The sequence below is a fragment of the Enterobacter cloacae complex sp. P27C genome, from assembly GCF_014895705.1.
GTDB lineage: Bacteria > Pseudomonadota > Gammaproteobacteria > Enterobacterales > Enterobacteriaceae > Enterobacter > Enterobacter bugandensis.
Genome location: NZ_JADBQB010000001.1, coordinates 590,858 through 610,810 on the forward strand (window position 1 = coordinate 590,858; position 19,953 = coordinate 610,810).

Consider the following 19,953-nt stretch of genomic DNA (forward strand, 5'->3'; position numbering starts at 1 on the left):
GTGATTGGTATCGGCGTGTAACCATATGTACAAGGCCGGGGAAGAACCCCGGCCTTATCATTACAGGTAGCGTGAGGTCAGGTGTTCGCGGAAGTAGCGGATATTCAGATCTTCACCCGTCGCCTGGGTGATTAACTGCGACGTGCTAAAGCGGCTACCGTGCTGCCAGATGTTCTGACGCAGCCACTCAAAGAGGGCGGAAAAATCCCCTTCAGCGATGGAGGACGCCAGTCCCGGAAGCGCGGCCTTTGCAGCATGGAACAGCTGCGCGGCATACATCGCGCCGAGCGTGTACGACGGGAAGTAACCAAACCCGCCGTCGGTCCAGTGGATATCCTGCATGCAGCCGTTGCGGTAGTTATCTTTGGTGGATAATCCGAGCCAGGCCTGCATTTTCTCATCCCACAGGGCGGGGATATCGTCCACCTCGATCTCGCCGTTGATCAGCGCGCGCTCAATCTCATAGCGCAGCACCACGTGTGCCGGGTAGCTCACTTCGTCGGCATCGACGCGGATATAGCCCGGCTTCACGCGCTGGTTCCAGGCGATAAAGTTCTCTTCGCTGAACGCCGCCTGGCTGCCAAAGCGGGCGTGAACGGCTGGGAGGAGGTGCTTAAGGAAGGCTTCGCTGCGTCCCAGCTGCATCTCAAAGAACAGGCTCTGGGATTCATGGATCGCGGTTGAGCGTGCCAGGGCAATCGGCTGGCCTGCCCACGCGCGCGGCAGGTTTTGTTCGTAGCGCGCGTGTCCGGTTTCGTGGATCACGCCAAACAGCGCGCTGAGCAGCTCGTCCTCATCATAGCGCGTGGTAATGCGCACGTCTTCCGGTACGCCGCCGCAGAACGGGTGCGCGCTCACGTCCAGGCGACCGCCGTTGAAATCGAAGCCGAGCATCTTCATGGCTTCCAGACCCAGTTCGCGCTGGGTTGCCGTCGGGAAGGGGCCCTGCGGCGGAACGAACGACCGCTGAGCCTGTTTCTCCACCGCGCTTGCCAGCAGGTCCGGCAGCCAGGTTTTCATATCACCAAACAGCACGTCCAGGCGCGCGCTGGTCATGTCCGGTTCAAAAATATCCAGCAGCGCGTCGTACGGCGTACAGCCTTTGGCTTCTGCGCGCAGGCGGGCTTCTTCACGGCTGAGTTTCACCACTTCTTTCAGGTTGGCGGAAAAGCCCTGCCAGTCGTTGGCGGGACGCTGCGTACGCCAGGCGTGCTCGCACCTGCTGCCCGCGAGAGATTTGGCTTCAACCAGCGATTCCGGCAGCAGGGTAGCCTGCTGATACTGTCGCGTCATTTCACGCAGGTTGGCCTGTTCGACGTCATTCAGATCTTCCCCTGCTGCGGCCGCTAACAGGTCGCCGACTTTTTTATCGGTCAGGATCTGATGTTGCAGGACGCTCATCTCTGCCAGCGCTTCACCGCGCGCGGCGCTGCCGCCTGGCGGCATCATGGTGAACATGTCCCAGCTGGCGATGGAGGAGAGATGCGAGAAGCGTGAGAGGCGCTGGAAGGTTTTCACAAGTGACTGATAGGCGGATGTTTTTTGCAATTCTTATTTCCTCTTGCCAGGGATGTGTTTCAGGGAGCATACAATGAAACAGACCAAATTCCCCAGCATTTCCCACACGGAGGAAATCTGTGCCGATCTCCTCCGTTGAAACCGTCTCCGGAATGCCGGGAGACGGTTTTCAGTGGGCACTCAGGACTTATCGCGCATAACCTGTTGCAGGATCGCCAGTGCCTGGTTGAACTGGGCATCCGGAATGGTCAGCGGATAAAGGAAGCGGATCACGTTACCGTACTGGCCGCAGATCAATAACAGCAGGCCCAGGGCGAGCGCCTTTTGCTGGATCGCCTGCGCGATGGCGGCCGACGGTTCACGGCTCTCGGGATCAAAAAACTCCGCCGCAATCATCGATCCTCTCCCCCTTATCGCCACGAGCGCAGGGAAGGTGCCCTGAATCTCCTCCAGCGTGGCTTTCAGTCGATCCCCCAGATGGCAGGCGCGGGCGCACAGTGACTCGTTGTCGATAATATTCAGCACCGCGTGCGCGGCGGCCACCGCAAGCGGGTTGCCTGCATAGGTCCCCCCCAGACCGCCGGGAGCCGGCGCGTCCATGATTTCGGCGCGACCCACCACGCCAGACAGCGGCATTCCGCCTGCCAGGCTTTTCGCCATCGTCATCAGGTCTGGCTTGTCCACGTAGTGTTCCATGGCAAACAGTTTACCCGTACGGGCGAAGCCGCTCTGCACTTCGTCGGCAATCATCACGATCCCGTGCTCATCACAGATTCGGCGGATGGCGGCCACCAGCTCTGGCGGGGCGACGTTGAATCCGCCTTCACCCTGAATGGGTTCAAAAATAATCGCCGCCACCTGTTTCGCCTCAATATCCGCTTTGAACAGGCGTTCTATCGCCGTGATGGCATCCTGCGTCGTGATGCCGTGCAGCTCGGAGGGATACGGCACGTGATAAACCGACCCCGGGAAGGGGCCAAATCCCAGCTTATAAGGCGCGACCTTGCCGGTTAAGGCCATGGTCATATAGGTTCGGCCGTGGAAGCCTCCGCCGAAGGCAATCACGCCCGGTCTGCCGGTGTGGGCCCGGGCGATTTTAATGGCGTTTTCCACCGCTTCCGCGCCCGTGGTGAAGAACGCCGTTTTGGCCGGGCTCTGGACCGGGGCCAGCTCGTTAAGTTTCTCGGCTAATGAAACGTAGCTTTCATACGGCACAATCTGGTAGGCCGTGTGGGTGAACTGGTGAAGCTGTTTTTCCACTGCGGCCACCAGTTCAGGATGACGATGGCCGGTATTCAGCACCGCGATCCCGGCGGCGAAATCAATATAGTCGTTGCCTTCCACGTCGGTGAGGGTGGCATTCTCCGCCGTGCGGGCAAAGAAATTACACATTACGCCTACGCCGCGCGGGGTGGCAGAAAGTCTGCGCTGATGAAATTCCTGGTTACTCATGTCAGATACCCTTTTGTCGAAACGATCATACGCCAAGACGATCGCGCAGGCTGTAAAACGCCGCGCCCATCGCCGTGAATGGAATCCGCAGGCTGCGGCCGCCCGGGAAGGGGTAGTGCGGGAGGTTGGCAAACGCATCAAAGCGCTCAGCGTCACCGCGCAACAGTTCCGAGATCAGCCGCCCGGCCAGGTGGGTGCAGGTCACGCCGTGGCCGCTGTAGCCCTGCATGTAATAGATGTTTTTATCCAGACGCCCAAACTGCGGCATACGGGACAGGGTCAGCAGGAAATTGCCCGTCCAGCGGTAGTCGATTTTGACGCCTGCCAGCTGAGGGAAGGTTTTCAGCAGCTTTGGCATCACCAGGCGTTCGACATCGTCCGGATCGCGCGCGCCATAGACGACGCCACCGCCGTACAGCAGGCGGTTGTCGGCGGTGAGACGGTAGTAATCCAGCAGATAATTGCAATCTTCCACGCAGTAGTTATTGGGGATCAGCGTACGGGCGACCTCCTCCGGCAGCGGGGCGGTGGTCACCACCTGGGTGCCGCAGGGCATGCTGCGTTTTGCCAGCTCCGGTTCTATCTTATCGCCCAGATAGGCATTCCCGGCGACGATCACGTAGCGGGCCGTGACCTGGCCATGCTGCGTGCTTACTACTGCCGGGCTGGTGTGCTGAATGGCGGTCACCGGAGACTGTTCATATACACGCCCACCGTTCAGGCGAATGGCGTCCGCTTCGCCGATCGCCAGGTTCAGCGGATGAATGTGCCCCCCGCTGCGGTCCAGCAGCGCGCCGGTATAGCGGTCGCTGTCGACTTCCCGGCGGATGGCGCTGGCGTCCAGCAACTCCAGCTGCGTGTTGCCGTAGCGTTCCCAGTTGGACTTTTGCTCTTCCAGCGTCTCCAGTTGCTTATGGTTTAGCGCCACAAACAGCCCGCCGGGACGATAGTCGCACTGGATCTGATAGCGCTGGATACGCTCCCGAATAATTTCCCCGCCTTCAAACATCATGCTCCCGAGCACTTTGGCGGCATCGGGCCCGTAGTTTTTCTCGATCACGTCGATATCGCGGCTGTAGGAGTTAACCAGCTGGCCGCCGTTGCGTCCGCTGGCGCCGAAGCCGATGCGCGCCCCTTCAAGGAGCACCACGTCGTAGCCCATTTCGGAGAGATGTAGCGCGGAGGAGAGGCCGGTATAGCCGCCGCCCACCACGCACACGTCACAGCTGATCGACTCGTTAAGCGTCGGGAAAGGTTCATAAGCGTTCGCGCTGGCCGCGTAGTAGCTGGTGGTATGTTCGGTCATGATTGAGGCTCCAGGGCAATCCAGATGGTTTTCAGTTCGGTAAATTTTTCCAGCGCGTGCAGGGACTTATCGCGACCGTTGCCGCTCTGCTTATAGCCGCCAAAGGGGACGGTCATATCACCGTCGTTGTAGTTATTGACGAAGACCGAGCCGGCTTTCAGGCGGCGGCTCATGCGGTGCGCCCGGGAGAGATCGCGGGTCCATACCGCCGCGCCAAGCCCGTATTCACTGTCGTTGGCCAGCGTTAAGGCTTCCTCTTCGGTTTTAAAACGGGTGACGACCAGCACCGGCCCGAAAATCTCTTCCCGGCACAGCGGGGAGGCAGGGTCGATGTCGACAAAAATGGTGGGACCGACTGCGGAAGGCCATGATTGTTCCCGCCCGTCCAGCAGCAGCGTACCTTTCCGGGTTCCTTCGCGAATAAACGTGTGGACGGTATCGGCGTGCGCAGCGTCGATGAGCATGCCCATCGTGCTGTCAGGGTCGAGCGGATCGCCAGGCTGCCAGCGGTGGGCCTGCGCTTTCAGCCTTGCCAGGAAGTCATCGGCGATGCTGTCTTCGAGCAGCAGGCGGGTACCGGCGATACAGACTTGCCCCTGGTTGTAAAAAATCCCGGCGGCGGTCGCGCTCACGGCCTTGTCCAGGTCCGGACAGTCGGCAAAGATAATGTTGGCGCTCTTGCCGCCTGCCTCCAGCCAGACGCGCTTCATGTTGCTTTCTCCCGCGTCCTTCAACAGCTGCTTGCCGGTACGGGTAGAGCCGGTAAACGTCAGCACTTCGACCTCCGGATGCAGTGCCAGCGCCTGGCCCGCTTCGTGGCCGTAACCGCTTATCACATTCAGCACGCCGTCCGGCAGGCCCGCCTCTTTCGCCAGTCCGGCCAGGCGCAGGGCGGTGAGCGGTGATTTCTCCGACGGTTTTAATACCACGCTATTGCCCGCGATCAGCGCCGGGCCCAGCTTCCAGCAGGCCAGCAGCAGCGGGAAGTTCCAGGGGACGATGGCCGCAACAACCCCGATCGGCTCGCGCACGATCATCGCCAGCTCGCCCGGACCCGTAGGCGCCACTTCGCCGTAGACTTTATCCGCCGCTTCGGCGTACCAGCGAATGGCGCGAGCCGCGCCGGGAATATCGTCGCGCAGGCTGTGGCGGATGGGTTTACCGGTGTCCAGCGTTTCCAGTAAGGCCAGCTCTTCGCCGTGGCGCTCCATCAAATCGGCGAGCTTATTCAGCACTGCCTTGCGCTGCGCCGGAGACGCCTGTGACCAGTCGCCGCGTTCAAATACCTCACGTGCGGCCTGAACCGCGCGGTCCACGTCCGCCTGCTTGCCCCGGGCCACGTTCGCCAGCGTCTGTTGGGTAGCGGGATTGACGGTTTCAAACGTGGCATTATCGGCGGCGTCACAATAGGCGCCGTTAATAAATAACCGGGTCTCAATGGCGCTGTTTTTTGCTTTATCCTGCCAGTAAGTCAGGTGCTGAAAATGCATATTCACTCCTTTCTTTCGCAATCAGATAAATAAAGGCATGGCCGTTTCAGGCAATACGAAGCCGTGGGGCATCTCGGGAATTAACCCGTTGAATGCCGACATTGATCGTTTTTATTTGTCCCGGCGTAAGCGCGCTTACGCCGGGACTGAGTGGTAATTAGAACGTGGTGGGGGTGTGGGCACTGATAATGCGGCAGATGCCTGCCGAGGTATTGCTGAAGCTGTGCGGTATGCCGGTATTGATGGCATAGCTCTGCCCCGCAACCAGGTGATAAGGCTGGCCATTAATGGTCAGCACTATTTCACCTTCCAGTATCGTACCGATCTCCTCACCCTGATGTTTGATCCTCTCTCCGGTCGTGGTTCCAGGCTGGTAAGTTTCAAAAATCATCGCCAGCGTACGGTTCGGATTTCCGTTATGAACCAGCTTCATCGAAACCCCCTGACTGCCTATTTCGATAAGGTCTTCCTGATTAATAACCACCTGCGGTTCATCAGGTTTTTCCGGTTCCGAAAAGAATTCCGAGAGCGACAGCCCATAGACTTTCAGCAGCTTTTGCAGCGTACTGATGGCAGGACTCACTTTGTCCTGCTCAATGGTGCTGATGGCACTGTGTGTTAACCCAGACAGTTCGGCGGCACGCCGCTGCGAGAGACCCAATTGCTGGCGGATCTCAGACAGACGTTTCCCTGGCGCCAGTCCGTCATCGCTCATAGTTGCATTTCCTTTACGGTAGTGGTCAAAGCCGTTGCTTCTCGGCAATGTGGCTTTGACAGGCGGTGATAAAACCATCAAACAACATACGTGAGAGGGCGTACTCGCTGCTGTTCCATTCGGGGTGCCATTGCACGCCGAGGGCAAAAGGGTGGTCATGAACGCTGACCGCTTCCACCAGCCCGTCCGTCGAGCGGGCCTCCACGCGAAGCCGTGGTCCTAACGTTCGTGCACCTTGCCCGTGTAACGAGTTTACCCAAAATGTGTTACAGCCTGGTATTAATTGAGACAGCAGTCCTCCCTCCTGAACCTGAACCTCATGAGAAGGGGCGTATTGTAGCTCAACCGGCAGTTCAGGATCTTCCCGGTGTTCAAGCAGGTCGTTCTGCTCGAACAGGCGGCGATACAGCGTTCCTCCCGTCGCAACAACCAGTTCCTGCAGCCCCCGGCAGATGGCGAAAATGGGGATGCGCCTTTCGAGCGCGGCGGCAATCAGCGCCATACTCAGAAGATCTCGCCCGGGATCGGCGTCAGGCTCATCGCCGTTTTCACCATAAAGGTGCGGCTGCACGTTACTTGGGCTGCCCGGCAGGTAAATCCCGTCCAGGGTTGGCAGCAGAGCGGTAAGTAGCTCTGGCTCTGCCAGCGCATGGGGTAAGGCAATCGGTAAGCCCCCCGCGTTAATAATGGCATTCAGGTACTTTTCTTGCAGGGTCTGGGTCTCATGACCCTTAAGCCTGTTTCTGCACATCACTACGCCAATAACTGGCTTGTTCATTATATTTTCCATGATCGCCCTCACAAAGTGGACTAAATTTAGGCCATTCTCGCCTGTGAAACGGCCTTTTCGTTCAATATTTTCTCAATTTAGCAACGGGATCTGCCTTTTGCAAACTTAATTTAACATTTGACAAACAATTTGTTTGCATACAGATTCGATAGGGTGGACATTATATTTGACAGTCCAGAGCAGCGAACGCAAATCCCAAAAACGGTGGTAAATCATGGAAACCAATATCGTAGAAGTTGAGAACTTTGTGCAGCACACGGATGAGAGGCGGGGCAGCGCCTTTACGCAGGAAGTGAAGCGCTATTTAGAAAAGTATCCTGACACCCAGTTTATTGATGTCCTCCTGACCGACCTGAACGGCTGTTTTCGCGGCAAGCGCATCCCGGTTGCCGGACTGAGCAAGCTTGAAAAAGGCTGCTATTTCCCGGCATCGGTTTTCGCCATGGACATTCTGGGTAACGTCGTGGAAGAGGCGGGCCTGGGGCAGGAGCTCGGCGAGCCGGACTGTATCTGCGTGCCGGTACCGGGCACCCTGACGCCGTCCGCCGCCGACCCGGAATACATTGGTCAGGTGCAGCTCACCATGGTCGATGAAGATGGCGCTCCCTTTGACGTTGAGCCGCGGAACGTACTCAACCGACTCTGGCAGCAGCTGCGCCAGCGCGGTCTGTTCCCCGTGGTAGCGGTAGAGCTGGAGTTCTATTTACTTGACCGTAAGCGCGATGCCGACGGCTATCTGCAGCCACCCTGCGCGCCGGGCACCGACGTACGTAACACGCAGAGTCAGGTCTACTCGGTTGATAACCTGAACCACTTTGCTGACGTGCTGAACGACATTGACGAACTGGCGCAGCTGCAGCTGATCCCCGCCGACGGGGCCGTGGCTGAGGCCTCCCCGGGCCAGTTTGAAATTAACCTGCATCATACGGAAAACGTGCTCGACGCCTGCGATGATGCGCTGGCGCTAAAACGTCTCGTCAGGCAGATGGCGGAAAAACATAAGATGCACGCCACGTTTATGGCAAAGCCGTATGAAGAGCATGCAGGCAGCGGGATGCATATTCACATCAGCATGCAAAACAACCGAGGCGAAAACGTGCTCGCAGACGCCAGCGGCGAGGATTCCGCGCTGCTGAAACGCGCGCTGGCCGGAATGATCGATCTGATGCCCGCGTCCATGGCGCTGCTGGCGCCGAACGTCAACTCCTACCGCCGCTTCCAGCCGGGAATGTACGTACCGACGCAGGCGTCATGGGGACACAATAATCGCACCGTTGCCCTGCGTATCCCCTGCGGCGATCGCCATAACCATCGGGTCGAGTACCGCGTGGCGGGAGCAGACGCGAACCCGTATCTGGTGATGGCGGCGATTTTTGCCGGCATTCTGCACGGGCTGGATAACGATTTACCCCTGCAGGAAGAAGTGGAAGGCAATGGCCTGGAGCAGGACGGACTGCCGTTCCCGATTCGTCAGAGCGATGCGCTGTGGGAATTTATGCAAAACGATCATCTTCGCGAGCGGCTGGGCGAACGTTTCTGCCACGTCTATCACGCCTGCAAAAATGATGAATTACTGCAGTTTGAACGCCTGATTACCGAAACAGAAATTGAGTGGATGCTGAAAAACGCCTGATGACGTGCCCCGGTAAGGGGCCGCTTTGTTTCACCGCATACGTATCACCAAACGGCCTGCGCGGAGCCTGGCCGAAACGTTCGCTGGCACGCCAGCTATCTCCCGGGAGTCGCGTTATGGAGCGCAGGCGGCACAGGGACTTTCTTAACGACACTGTGTGACGAGGTAGGAAATGATGCAGATGTTCAACTATCCGCAGGGCGAAGGGGGCCAGTCAGGCGCCTGCTGTGAGTGCGAGCGAGAGACGCTGCGCTGGTACGATCGCGTATGTTCTTTACAACTTCCCCCTTTGCTAAGCAGGTTTGCGTTACGGTCAGCGCGATTGCAAACCACGGTAAGCATGGGGGGGATGGTTTATGGCGACTAACACCTCTCTTGATTCGCCGCGCATGGCCGGAAGAACCCGGCTGCGCAGTTCCCTCAAGCTCTGGCAGGTGGTCATGATGGGGCTGGCTTACCTCACTCCCATGACCGTGTTTGATACCTTCGGCATTGTGTCCGGTATCAGCAACGGCCACGTGCCCGCCTCGTATCTGCTGGCGCTGGCGGGCGTCATGTTTACCGCCATCAGCTACGGCAAACTGGTACGACAGTTCCCGGAAGCGGGCTCCGCGTATACCTACACGCAGAAATCGATCGGCCCCCACTTAGGCTTTATGGTCGGCTGGTCATCGCTGCTGGACTATCTCTTCCTGCCGATGATCAACGTGCTGCTGGCGAAGATCTACCTTTCCGCGTTGTTCCCTGAAGTCCCGCCCTGGGTCTGGGTGGTGGGTTTTGTGACGATCCTGACGCTGGCGAACCTGAAAAGCGTTAACCTGGTCGCCAACTTTAACACCCTGTTTGTGCTGGTGCAGGTCGCCATCATGGTGGTCTTTGTCATACTCGTAGTGCATGGCTTGCACAAGGGTGAGGGGGTTGGCACCGTCTGGTCGCTCCAGCCGTTTATCAGCGAGAACGCGCACCTGCTTCCTATCATTACCGGCGCGACTATTGTCTGCTTCTCTTTCCTCGGCTTTGACGCAGTCACCACGCTCTCGGAAGAGACGCCAAACGCGGCGCGGGTTATTCCCAAAGCCATTTTCCTGACCGCACTGTATGGCGGGCTGATATTTATTGTTGCCTCGTTTTTCATGCAGCTCTTTTTCCCGACGATCGCGCGCTTCAAGAACCCGGACGCCGCGCTGCCGGAAATCGCGCTGTACGTGGGCGGCAAGCTCTTCCAGTCGGTGTTTCTCTGTACCACGTTTGTGAACACGCTCGCTTCAGGCCTGGCCTCGCATGCCAGCGTCTCGCGCTTACTGTATGTGATGGGGCGTGACAACGTCTTTCCGGAGCGGGTGTTTGGCTACGTGCATCCAAAATGGCGGACTCCGGCCCTGAACGTCATTATGGTAGGGATAGTGGCGCTGTCGGCCCTGTACTTTGATCTCGTGACCGCGACGGCGCTGATCAACTTTGGCGCGCTGGTGGCGTTTACGTTTGTCAATCTCTCGGTGTACAACCATTTCTGGCGGCGTAAGGGGCTGAACAAAACGTGGAAAGATCGGTTCCACTATCTCCTGCTGCCACTCATTGGTGCCGTCACGGTCGGCGTGCTGTGGATAAACCTGGAAGCGACGTCCCTGACGCTTGGCCTCATCTGGGCGGCACTGGGGGTCCTTTACCTGACGTGGCTCACGCGCCGTTTCCGAAAACCGCCTCCGCAGTTTGAAGCCGGTAAGATAGAACAGGCCTGGGATTCCTGAACGAACAACGGCACCAGTACGCTGGTGCCGTTGTTCGGGAAACGGATATCAGCCCGCAAGCCTATTATTTCAGACGTTTATGAAGGCTTGCGCCCACCAGCAGTGCGGCACAAAGCATCAGCGCAATAAACCCGCCTACGCCGTTCCAGCCGTAGTAATGCCAGAACACGCCGCCGAGCGTCCCGGCAATGCTGGACCCCAGGTAATAGCTAAACAGATACAGCGAGGATGCCTGGCCTTTGGCACGACGCGCGCGCGGGCCAATCCAGCTGCTGGCGACCGAGTGGGCGGCGAAGAACCCTGCCGAGAAGAGCAGCATGCCGGCAAAAATCAGCCACAGGGAAGAGAAGAGCGTCAGCAGCAGGCCGAGCAGCATTACCGCGGTAAACACCAGCATCACCGGCCCGCGGCCAAAGCGTGCCGTCATCGCCCCGGCTTTCGGCGAACTCCACGTACCGGTGAGATAGGCCACGGAAAGCAAACCCACAACGGCCTGATTCAGATGCCACGGCGAGAGCATCAGGCGATAGCCAATATAGTTAAACAGCGTCACGAAGGAACCCATCAGCAGGAATCCCATCAGAAACAGTCGCGGTAAACCTTTGTCACGCCAGTGCAGGCGGAAGTTGATAAACAGCGTTTTCGGGCGCAGAGACGTCGGGCGAAAATGGCGCGATTCCGGCAGGATTTTCCAGAACATCAGGGCCGATGCCAGCGCAAAACAGCCGATCACCGCCAGCGCAATGCGCCAGCTGAAGAAGTCCGTGAATACCCCGCTCAGCAGACGCCCGCTCATGCCGCCAATCGAGTTCCCGCTGATGTACAGCCCCATCGAAAAGGCGACGAAGCTCGGATGGATCTCCTCGCTGAGATAGGTCATCCCGACCGTCGCCACGCCGCTGAGCGAGAGCCCGATCAGCGCGCGCATCATCAAAATGCCGTGCCAGCTGGTCATCATCGTCGAGAGTAACGTACAGACCGAGGCCAGCATCAGGGCGGTTACCATCACCTGTTTACGGCCAACGGCGTCGGAGAGCGGGCCGGTAAAAAGCAGGCCAATTGCCAGCATCCCGGTTGAAATGGAAAGCGAAACGCTGCTGCTGGCGGGCGATACGCCAAACTCGTGGGAGAGAACGGGCAGAATCGGCTGAACGCAGTAGAGCAGGGCAAACGTTGCCAGACCGGCGGAAAAGAGCGCCAGCGTGACGCGCATAAACTGGGGGGTACCACGTTTGATGAACTGAACCGGCTGCGATGCTACAGGCAAATCATTAATATCTCTGGCCGGCTCGATATCAATGGTAGATGTACGACTCACACAGTTTCCTTGCTTAAACATCCCCGTGATTTTTGGTGACGGGTATGACCACACGTTTAGAGTAGGAAAATGTAAATATTCTGTCTAATATATTAATAATCTCAAATGATACTTTAAAAATATGAATATCGAACTGCGTCATCTTCGCTACTTTGTCGCCGTCGCCGAAGAGCTGCATTTTGGCCGCGCGGCGGCACGGCTGAACATTTCTCAGCCGCCCTTAAGCCAGCAGATTCAAATCCTCGAACAGCAGGTCGGGGCGCGTCTACTGGCCCGCACCAACCGCAGCGTGAGCCTGACGGCAGCGGGTAAGCAGTTTCTGATCGACAGCCGACAAATTCTGAGCATGGTCGACGACGCCGCTGCCCGGGCGGAACGGCTCTATCTTGGGGAAGCCGGGGAGCTGCGGATCGGGTTTACCTCGTCCGCGCCGTTTATCAGCGCCGTCTCGCAGACGCTTTCGTCATTCCGCCGTCATTTTCCGGACGTGCATATTCAGACGCGCGAAATTAATACCCGCGAGCAGATTGCGCCGCTTAACGAAGGTGCGCTCGATCTGGGGCTGATGCGTAATACCCAGCTGCCGGACACGCTGGCATGGGAGGTTATCCTGCGCGAACCGCTGATGGCCATGATCCCGAACGATCACCCGCTGGCGTCGCGTCCGGCGGTTTCGCTGGCAGAGCTGGCAAAAGAGCCGTTTGTCTTTTTTGACCCGCAGGTCGGGACGGGCCTGTATGACGATATTCTGGGGCTGATGCGCCGCTACGATCTGGCGCCGGTCATTACCCAGGAAGTGGGAGAGGCGATGACCATTATCGGCCTGGTCGCCGCCGGGCTGGGTGTGTCGATACTCCCGGCCTCCTTTAAGCGGGTACAGCTACGCGAGATGCGCTGGGTTGCTATCGCCGAGGAGGATGCCGTTTCGGAGATGTGGCTGGTGTGGTCAAAACATCGCGAACAGAGTCATGCTGCCCAGCGCTTCAAACAGCGGTTAATCCAGGCTTCCGCGGTCTGATATTTCCCGGGAAAACGGGTAAAAATGTGCGGTAAATCACAAGGCTAAGTAAATATTTGACGACACCCATGGAAGTGCTTCACCATAGCCAACAGTTTATTTCGAAGCTCGAAAATAAGGGAGTACGAGGTGGTTGCTGATAGTCAGCCAGGGCATATTGATCAGATTAAGCAGACCAACGCTGGCGCGGTGTATCGCCTGATTGATCAGCTTGGTCCGGTTTCGCGTATCGATCTGTCGCGCCTGGCACAGCTGGCACCTGCCAGTATCACCAAAATTGTCCGCGAAATGCTGGAAGCGCACCTGGTCCAGGAGACGGAAATTCAGGAGCCGGGCAGCCGTGGTCGTCCGGCGGTCGGCCTGGTGGTCGAGACGGAAGCCTGGCACTACCTCTCGCTGCGCATCAGCCGCGGAGAGATCTTCCTTGCACTGCGCGATCTCAGCAGCAAGCTGGTGGTGGAAGACCGGCTTGAGCTGCCGCTCAACGCCGAGGAACCGCTTCTCGATGCGATTGTCTCCCATATCGATCGCTTCTTTATTCGCCATCAGCAGCGGCTTGAACGCTTAACGGCGATTGCCATCACCATGCCCGGCATTATTGATACCGAAAATGGTATTGTTCACCGCATGCCGTTTTACGACGATGTTAAAGAGATGCCGCTGGGCGAAGTGCTGGAAAACCATACCGGCGTGCCGGTCTATATTCAGCACGACATTAGCGCCTGGACGATGGCGGAAGCGCTGTTTGGCGCGTCGCGCGGCGCGCGGGATGTGATTCAGGTGGTTATCGATCATAACGTCGGGGCGGGGGTGATCACCGACGGACGGCTTCTCCACGCCGGGAGCAGCAGCCTGGTGGAAATTGGTCATACCCAGGTCGACCCGTACGGTAAACGCTGCTACTGCGGGAACCATGGCTGTCTGGAGACGATCGCCAGCGTGGAAAGCGTGCTCGAACTGGCGCAGGTGAGGCTCAGTCAGTCCATGAGTTCCTCGCTGCACGGCCAACCCTTAACGGTGGATTCCCTTTGCGCCGCCGCGCGTCAGGGGGATCTGCTGGCGAAGGACATTATTACCGGGGTGGGTAATAACGTAGGCCGCATTCTGGCGATTATGGTGAACCTCTTCAATCCGCAAAAAATCCTGATCGGCTCACCGCTCAGCCAGGCGGCGGAGATCCTTTTTCCGGCGATTACGGCCTGTATTCAGCAGCAGTCGCTTCCTGCCTACAGCAGAAATATTGCGGTAGAAAGTACCCAGTTTTCCAACCAGGGCACAATGGCCGGCGCGGCGCTGGTCAAAGATGCCATGTACAACGGCTCGCTGCTTATCCGCCTGTTACAGGGTTAACTCTTTTCCGCAGATGTAAGAAAAATTGCGCTATCTCAAGCCGGGTAGCGCACGCATCCCGTAGACTTCCTCCACTGAATTATTTACCTGGTTGATATTTTCGAAGCATACCCAAGAGGTGGAGTGAGTCATGCTTAAGCGTTTCTTTGTTACTGGTACAGATACCTCTGTCGGCAAGACCGTTGTATCCCGCGCATTGCTGCAGGCTCTGACAGCAAGCGGTAAACGCGTCGCTGGGTACAAACCGGTCGCAAAAGGGAGTAAAGAGACGCCAGAGGGATTGCGAAATAAAGACGCCCTGGTGCTGCAAAGCGTCTCGTCACTGGAACTGCCTTACCACGCGGTCAATCCTATTGCGTTAAGCGAAGATGAAAGCAGCGTGGCGCACAGCGGCCCGATCAATTATTCCCTGTTATCCGACGGGCTGGCGAACCTGAGTGAGCAGGTCGATCACGTAGTCGTCGAAGGAACGGGCGGCTGGCGCAGCCTGATGAATGATTTACGCCCGCTGTCTGAATGGGTCGTGCAGGAACAGCTGCCGGTAGTGATGGTAGTGGGGATCCAGGAAGGGTGTATCAACCACGCGCTGCTGACGGCGCAGGCGATTGCCAATGACGGCCTGCCGCTGGCTGGCTGGGTGGCAAACCGTATTAATCCAGGCCTCGCGCACTACGCGGAGATCATCGACGTACTGAGCACCAAACTGCCTGGCCCGCTGGTGGGCGAGCTGCCTTATCTGCCTCGCGCCGAGCAGCGCGAGCTAGCGCAGTACATCGATCTCTCTGCCCTCGGTGGCGTGTTGACCGTAGATCGAGTCGTGGCGTAACGTCCGCGACAGTACGGACGCTATCACGCAGGCGACCAGTAAACCGGGCAGTAAAAAATACTGCCCGGTCATTTCACAGACCATCAGCGCCGACATAATGGGCGCATGCGTGGTCGCAGCGAGCAGCGTTGCCATCCCGGCCAGCCCCAGCAACATGGCCGTCTCAGAACCCGGCAGCCACAGCGCGAAAAGCTGCGCGAACAGCATCCCCGTAGCCATACCGACAAACAGCGTAGGCGTAAATACCCCGCCCGGCGCACCCGAACCGCTGCTTGCGAGCACCGCCAGCAATTTACAGATGAACACGCCGGCAATCACCGACAGCAGCGGCGGGGCGAGCAGAAAAGCCTGAACCACGCTGTAGCCGTTTCCCCAAACTTTCGGCGTCAAAAGAGACAGCAGCCCGACAATCAAGCCGCCGAGCGCCAGCTGCAACGGCGGCGAAAGCCTGAGGCGCAGGAACAGCCCGTGGCTGAACGCCATCAGCCACATCAGCAGCGGTCCGCAGAGACCTGCCAGCAGCCCCATCGCGACCAGCAGGGCATAATCTGCCGCGGTGAGAATGCCGCTCAGATGGACCTCGTAGAGCGTACCGGCACCCGGTGCCAGGAGTTGCGTCGTAAGAAGCGCCACCACCGCCGCAATCACCACGGGGCCGAGCGAGGCCAGCATCAGCGTGCCAAACAGAATCTCTGCAATGAACAGGCTTCCCGCTAACGGAGCATGGTAGGCGCTGGCCATCCCGGCGGCGGCGCCACAGGCGATCCAAAGCTTCCATTCCGATTTGGGCGTAAAGCGCCGGGCAAAAAAGGAGGCGGCGAGGGCGGCAAGCAGGATCATGGCCCCTTCGCGGCCGATGGCGCTTCCGCTGGCAACGACCAGCAGCGAAGCAAGAGATTTAACGAGGCTCGCGCCGTAGTCAAACTGACCGTCCCCGGTCTCCAGCGCTTCCATATAATCGCTCGGCGCGTGGGGACGCTGGGCGGTCAGGCGCTGCCATCCCCAGAGCAACAGCCCGGCAGCCAGCCCGCCCAGCGCGGGTGTCAGCGCGCGCCTCCAGGGGGAGAGCGACGCGGCGGCATTCACCAGGCTGCCGCTGTCGTTGCTCAGAAGCAGCCACTCCAGCAGGTACATGCTGTGGCGGAACACCGCAACGGCCAGCGCGGCCAGCACGCCGGTGACGGTGGCAATCAGGAGTCGGCGAAACATTGCGCGGATGTCGGGGTACGTATGAAGACGTTGCATGGGTCGCGATTAAACGGGGACGATACAATATTGTGGCGGGAAATCGTGGGGTTAGCAAAAGGTATGCGTGCGAAAAAGCCGGGCGATGCCCGGCCGGAAAAATTAACTCTCGCTATGAATATTCAGCGCCCGGCGCGTACGCCCTGAACTCAGATACTCGGCAATATAATCCTGCGAAATCTCGCCGTTGTAGCGCCCGTCCTCATCCACGATCGGCATCCAGCTGGTGTTGCTCTCATACAGGCGTGACAGCACCACGCGCAGGTTGTCTTCGGCTTTGCCAGTCATGCGGAACGGATGCAGGATGTCGGCGCAGGTCCCGCTGGCGTTACGCGCTTCGCGACGCTTCACAAAGCCCAGCGGCTTGCCGTGCTCGTCAACCACGGTAATCGCGCGAATATCATTATCGTCCATGGTGGCAAACGCGTCAGTAAGCGGGGTAGAGCCTCGCACCGTAATAGTAGGCTGCTGGTCGGTGACATCTCCCGCCGAGACCAGCAGCAGGCGCTTCAGCGTGCGGTCCTGACCAACAAACGAGCCGACAAACTCGTTCGCCGGTTTCGCCAGCAGTTCATCCGGGCTGGCACACTGGACGATTTTTCCCTGACGGAATACCGCAATGCGGTCGCCGAGCTTCAGGGCTTCGTCGATATCGTGGCTCACCAGCATGACGGTTTTTTTCAGCTTGCGCTGCATCTCGAGGAACTGGTTCTGGATCACCTCGCGGTTGATCGGGTCCACCGCGCCGAACGGTTCATCCATCAGCAGTACCGGAGGATCCGCCGCCAGGGCGCGAATAACGCCAATACGCTGCTGCTGGCCGCCGGACATCTCGCGCGGATAACGGTGGAGGAACTTGTGCGGATCCATTGCCACCATATCCATCAGCTCTTCGGCGCGGGCTTTGCAGCGCGCTTTATCCCAGCCCAGCATGCGCGGCACGACGGTGATGTTCTCTTCAATGGTCATGTTCGGGAACAGGCCAATCTGCTGGATCACGTAGCCGATGTTGCGGCGCAGGGTCACGGTGTCCATCCCGTTGGTGTCCTCGCCGTTAATCAGGATGTTTCCGCTGCTTGGGGTGATGAGACGGTTAATCATCTTCAGGGTGGTGGTTTTCCCGCAGCCGGATGGGCCGAGCAGGACGCACATTTCCCCTTCGGGCACGTTCAGGTTGACGTTATCGACGGCCTTAAAGGTCTGGCCGTGCTTCTGTGAAAATTGTTTGGTGAGGTTTTCCAGTTTTATCATTATCGAATCCCCTTTGGAGTCAGAACCACCTGCAGACGGTGCAGCAGCCAGTCGAGCACAATCGCTAAAAGACAGATCATCAGCGCGCCCGCAATCAACATACGAATATCGCTTCCGCCGATGCCGTTAAGCAGCAGCAGGCCAAGTCCGCCCGCGCCAATCACGGCGGCAATCGCCATCACGCCGATGTTCATCACCACGGCGGTGCGGATCCCGCCGAAAATCACCGGCAGCGCCATCGGAATTTCCACCCAGCGCAGACGCTGCCAGAACGTCATGCCGATGCCGCGTCCGGCTTCGCGCAGGCCCGGCGGCAGGCTGTCGAGCGCCGTGTGGGTGTTACGCACGATTGGCAGCAGCGAGTAGAGAAACACCGCCGTGATTGCGGGCAGGGCGCCAATCCCCTGACCGATCAGCGAAAACAGCGGGATCATCAGGCCAAACAGGGCAATGGACGGGATGGTCAACACGATGGTGGCAATCCCCAGCACCGGCGTCGCCAGCCACTTGTGGCGCACAATCAAAATGCCCAACGGGACGCCGATGATAATCGCTAAGCCCACGGCCAGCGCCACCAGCCACAGATGCTGCAGCGTCAGGGTTAACAGATAGTCCCAGTTGTCCAGAATGTAGTGAACGGTATCCATAGCGCCTCCTACAGCAGCTGTTTGCTACGCAGGAAATCGCGGGCGACCTGCTGCGGTGACTGATGGTCAATATCCACCTTCTTGTTCAGCTCGGTGATAACGTCGTTGTTGAGCTGGGCCGAGAGGGTATTGAGCGCCTCTTCCAGACCGGGATTGGCCTCCAGGGTGTCCTTGCGCACCACCGGGGTGACCGCGTAGCTCGGGAAGAAGCCTTTATCATCTTCCAGCACTTTGAGATCAAAGCCCTTCACGCGCCCGTCGGTGGTATAAACCAGCCCGGCGTCGACGAAGCCGTCGCGCACGGCGTTATAGACCAGACCCGGGTCCATCTGGCGGATTTGCGGACGGTCCAGATCCATCTTATAGGCCTCCTGCAGTGGCTTCATGCCGTCGCTGCGCCCGGCAAATTCAAGGTCTAAGCCCAGCAGCCAGTTTTTGTCCGGGTTGGTTTTGCGAACCTGTTCAATTTTCGCCACCATCTCCGACATGGTGTTGATATGCTCCGCCTCGGCGCGCTTGCGCTGCATGGCGAAAGCGTAGGTGTTGTTCATATCGGCGGGTTTGAGCCACACCAGACCGTGCTTCGCATCCAGGCGCTTCACCGTCTCCCAGGACTCCTGCGGCGACATGCGCTTGTTGATGTGGTTGAAGATGATCAGCGACGTGCCGGTGTACTCCCAGGTCATATCAATCTGCTTGTTGATCATCGCGTTGCGGGAGATCACCGTGGCGATATTGGTTTTTGGCTGAACCTGAAAACCTTTCTTTTGCAGGTACTGCACGGTCATCGCCGAGAGAATGTGCTGTTCGGTAAAGCTCTTGGTCGCCAGAATCAGCGGGGCTGCCATCGCCTGGCCGGTGAACAGCGCCGCGGCACACAGCGCCGCAAGGCTGGATATCAGTCTCATAAAAGCTCCTTGTTATTGTTATCGAGCGAGATGGGGACTCATCACGCGACCCAGCGCCGCCAGCAGGGTGTCGAGGATCAGGGCGAACAGGGCGGTGGCCGCCGCGCCGAGGATCAGGGTTGGGAAATCGTTCAGGTAAATGCCCGGGAAAATCAGCTCGCCGTAGCTGCTGGCGCCAATCAGAAACGCCAGCGGCGCGGTACCGACGTTAATGGCGGTGGCGATGCGGATCCCCGAGAGCATAACCGGCCAGGCGTTGGGCAGCTCAACCTGGCACAGGCGCTGCCATTTGGTCATCCCAATCCCGTTTGCCGCTTCCAGCAGCGACGACGGGACCGAGCACAGCCCGGCGTAGGTATTGCGCACAATCGGCAGCAGCGAGGCGAGGAACAGGGCGATGATGGCGGGCGTATCGCCGATACCAATCACCACCATCGCCAGCGCCAGCACGGCCAGCGGCGGCAGGGTGTTGCCGACATTAAAGATTTGCATCACGTATTCGGCGACGCCCCGCGCGGCCGGACGGCTCAGCAGAATACCGGCCGGAATGCCCACCAGCAGGGCAAAAAACATCGACGAGAAAACCAGAATCATGTGCTGTTGCCCGAGGTAGACCAGGTCAACCTGGCGCGCCTTGATTGTCTCAAGCCCGATTCCCCAGACGAGGAGGGCTAGGACCACGAGAATGGCGCCGACAAACAGCAGCGAGCGTTTGAGTAATGGGTGCATTGCGGTGTG

At 58.7% G+C, this 19,953-nt stretch carries 17 protein-coding genes; 5 read left to right on the top strand and 12 right to left on the bottom strand.

Features of this window, described 5'->3' with window-relative positions; genetic code table 11:
* Positions 1-60: 60 nt before the first annotated feature.
* The 6 genes from IM291_RS02955 to puuD form a co-directional block, all read right to left on the bottom strand.
* Positions 61-1,548 carry a carboxypeptidase M32 gene (locus IM291_RS02955; RefSeq protein ID WP_192986086.1) on the bottom strand — a complete coding sequence of 496 codons (1,488 nt, stop codon included), beginning with the start codon at positions 1,546-1,548 and terminating at the stop codon, positions 61-63.
* A 150-nt stretch (positions 1,549-1,698) separates the two neighbouring features.
* Positions 1,699-2,970, bottom strand: a complete 1,272-nt coding sequence (puuE, locus tag IM291_RS02960) for a 4-aminobutyrate transaminase (RefSeq protein WP_192986088.1) — start codon at positions 2,968-2,970, stop codon at positions 1,699-1,701.
* 25 nt (positions 2,971-2,995) lie between these two features.
* The gene (locus tag IM291_RS02965; RefSeq protein WP_192986089.1) at positions 2,996-4,276 is read right to left on the bottom strand and encodes an FAD-binding oxidoreductase; all 1,281 of its coding nucleotides are present in this window, start codon (positions 4,274-4,276) and stop codon (positions 2,996-2,998) included.
* Positions 4,273-5,766 carry an aldehyde dehydrogenase PuuC gene (gene puuC, locus IM291_RS02970; RefSeq protein ID WP_192970999.1) on the bottom strand — a complete coding sequence of 498 codons (1,494 nt, stop codon included), beginning with the start codon at positions 5,764-5,766 and terminating at the stop codon, positions 4,273-4,275. Before puuC ends, IM291_RS02965 begins: the two co-directional genes overlap by 4 nt.
* Before the next feature lie 157 nt (positions 5,767-5,923).
* On the bottom strand, positions 5,924-6,481 hold the full coding sequence (gene puuR / locus IM291_RS02975; RefSeq protein ID WP_013096835.1) for an HTH-type transcriptional regulator PuuR: 558 nt from the start codon (positions 6,479-6,481) through the stop codon (positions 5,924-5,926).
* A gap of 25 nt (positions 6,482-6,506) precedes the next feature.
* On the bottom strand, positions 6,507-7,271 hold the full coding sequence (gene puuD / locus IM291_RS02980) for a gamma-glutamyl-gamma-aminobutyrate hydrolase (RefSeq protein ID WP_028012974.1): 765 nt from the start codon (positions 7,269-7,271) through the stop codon (positions 6,507-6,509).
* 214 nt (positions 7,272-7,485) lie between these two features.
* On the opposite strand from puuD, the gene IM291_RS02985 reads away from it, so the two are divergent.
* Together IM291_RS02985 and IM291_RS02990 are read left to right on the top strand one after the other, a co-directional pair.
* A complete protein-coding gene (locus tag IM291_RS02985) occupies positions 7,486-8,904 on the top strand; it encodes a glutamine synthetase family protein (protein WP_024909135.1) in 1,419 nt (472 codons plus the stop codon).
* Between the two features lie 356 nt (positions 8,905-9,260).
* Positions 9,261-10,652 (top strand): APC family permease, encoded by a 1,392-nt coding sequence (locus IM291_RS02990; RefSeq protein ID WP_192986091.1) that lies wholly within the window; start codon positions 9,261-9,263, stop codon positions 10,650-10,652.
* Positions 10,653-10,716: 64 nt separating this feature from the next.
* On the opposite strand, the gene IM291_RS02995 is transcribed toward IM291_RS02990, so the two are convergent.
* Entirely contained in the window at positions 10,717-11,970 is a 1,254-nt protein-coding gene (locus tag IM291_RS02995; RefSeq protein WP_192986093.1) for an MFS transporter, read from the bottom strand.
* Positions 11,971-12,091: 121 nt separating this feature from the next.
* Between IM291_RS02995 and IM291_RS03000 the strand changes: the two genes are divergently transcribed.
* The 3 genes from IM291_RS03000 (at position 12,092) to bioD (ending at position 15,164) form a co-directional block, all read left to right on the top strand.
* Positions 12,092-12,988, top strand: a complete 897-nt coding sequence (locus tag IM291_RS03000; RefSeq protein ID WP_028012978.1) for a LysR family transcriptional regulator — start codon at positions 12,092-12,094, stop codon at positions 12,986-12,988.
* 129 nt (positions 12,989-13,117) lie between these two features.
* A complete protein-coding gene (gene mlc, locus IM291_RS03005; RefSeq protein ID WP_041910244.1) occupies positions 13,118-14,338 on the top strand; it encodes a sugar metabolism global transcriptional regulator Mlc in 1,221 nt (406 codons plus the stop codon).
* 130 nt (positions 14,339-14,468) lie between these two features.
* On the top strand, positions 14,469-15,164 hold the full coding sequence (gene bioD, locus IM291_RS03010) for a dethiobiotin synthase (protein ID WP_028012980.1): 696 nt from the start codon (positions 14,469-14,471) through the stop codon (positions 15,162-15,164).
* On the opposite strand, the gene clcB is transcribed toward bioD, so the two are convergent.
* From clcB to osmY, 5 genes are all read right to left on the bottom strand, one after another.
* Positions 15,099-16,409: a voltage-gated ClC-type chloride channel ClcB gene (gene clcB / locus IM291_RS03015; protein ID WP_192986095.1), complete on the bottom strand. Its 1,311-nt coding sequence runs from the start codon at positions 16,407-16,409 to the stop codon at positions 15,099-15,101. The two genes, bioD and clcB, sit on opposite strands and share 66 nt — an antisense overlap.
* A 102-nt stretch (positions 16,410-16,511) precedes the next feature.
* Positions 16,512-17,660, bottom strand: coding sequence for an osmoprotectant ABC transporter ATP-binding protein OsmV (osmV, locus tag IM291_RS03020; protein WP_192986097.1), 1,149 nt, complete (start codon positions 17,658-17,660; stop codon positions 16,512-16,514).
* Positions 17,660-18,307, bottom strand: a complete 648-nt coding sequence (gene osmW / locus IM291_RS03025) for an osmoprotectant ABC transporter permease OsmW (RefSeq protein ID WP_028012983.1) — start codon at positions 18,305-18,307, stop codon at positions 17,660-17,662. The genes osmV and osmW overlap by 1 nt, the downstream gene beginning before the upstream one ends.
* 8 nt (positions 18,308-18,315) lie before the next feature.
* On the bottom strand, positions 18,316-19,215 hold the full coding sequence (gene osmX / locus IM291_RS03030) for an osmoprotectant ABC transporter substrate-binding protein OsmX (protein ID WP_041910236.1): 900 nt from the start codon (positions 19,213-19,215) through the stop codon (positions 18,316-18,318).
* Positions 19,216-19,233: 18 nt separating this feature from the next.
* The gene (gene osmY, locus IM291_RS03035; RefSeq protein WP_028012985.1) at positions 19,234-19,944 is read right to left on the bottom strand and encodes an osmoprotectant ABC transporter permease OsmY; all 711 of its coding nucleotides are present in this window, start codon (positions 19,942-19,944) and stop codon (positions 19,234-19,236) included.
* Positions 19,945-19,953 lie beyond the last annotated feature (9 nt).

Excerpts from the sequence above, each read along its gene's own strand:
- puuE (WP_192986088.1), bottom strand. The coding sequence starts at position 2,970 with ATGAGTAACCAGGAATTTCATCAGCGCAGACTTTCTGCCACCCCGCGC.
- IM291_RS02965 (WP_192986089.1), bottom strand. The coding sequence starts at position 4,276 with ATGACCGAACATACCACCAGCTACTACGCGGCCAGCGCGAACGCTTAT.
- puuC (WP_192970999.1), bottom strand. The coding sequence starts at position 5,766 with ATGCATTTTCAGCACCTGACTTACTGGCAGGATAAAGCAAAAAACAGC.
- puuR (WP_013096835.1), bottom strand. The coding sequence starts at position 6,481 with ATGAGCGATGACGGACTGGCGCCAGGGAAACGTCTGTCTGAGATCCGC.
- puuD (WP_028012974.1), bottom strand. The coding sequence starts at position 7,271 with ATGGAAAATATAATGAACAAGCCAGTTATTGGCGTAGTGATGTGCAGA.
- IM291_RS02985 (WP_024909135.1), top strand. The coding sequence starts at position 7,486 with ATGGAAACCAATATCGTAGAAGTTGAGAACTTTGTGCAGCACACGGAT.
- IM291_RS02990 (WP_192986091.1), top strand. The coding sequence starts at position 9,261 with ATGGCGACTAACACCTCTCTTGATTCGCCGCGCATGGCCGGAAGAACC.
- IM291_RS03000 (WP_028012978.1), top strand. The coding sequence starts at position 12,092 with ATGAATATCGAACTGCGTCATCTTCGCTACTTTGTCGCCGTCGCCGAA.
- bioD (WP_028012980.1), top strand. The coding sequence starts at position 14,469 with ATGCTTAAGCGTTTCTTTGTTACTGGTACAGATACCTCTGTCGGCAAG.
- clcB (WP_192986095.1), bottom strand. The coding sequence starts at position 16,409 with ATGCAACGTCTTCATACGTACCCCGACATCCGCGCAATGTTTCGCCGA.
- osmV (WP_192986097.1), bottom strand. The coding sequence starts at position 17,660 with ATGATAAAACTGGAAAACCTCACCAAACAATTTTCACAGAAGCACGGC.
- osmW (WP_028012983.1), bottom strand. The coding sequence starts at position 18,307 with ATGGATACCGTTCACTACATTCTGGACAACTGGGACTATCTGTTAACC.
- osmX (WP_041910236.1), bottom strand. The coding sequence starts at position 19,215 with ATGAGACTGATATCCAGCCTTGCGGCGCTGTGTGCCGCGGCGCTGTTC.
- osmY (WP_028012985.1), bottom strand. The coding sequence starts at position 19,944 with ATGCACCCATTACTCAAACGCTCGCTGCTGTTTGTCGGCGCCATTCTC.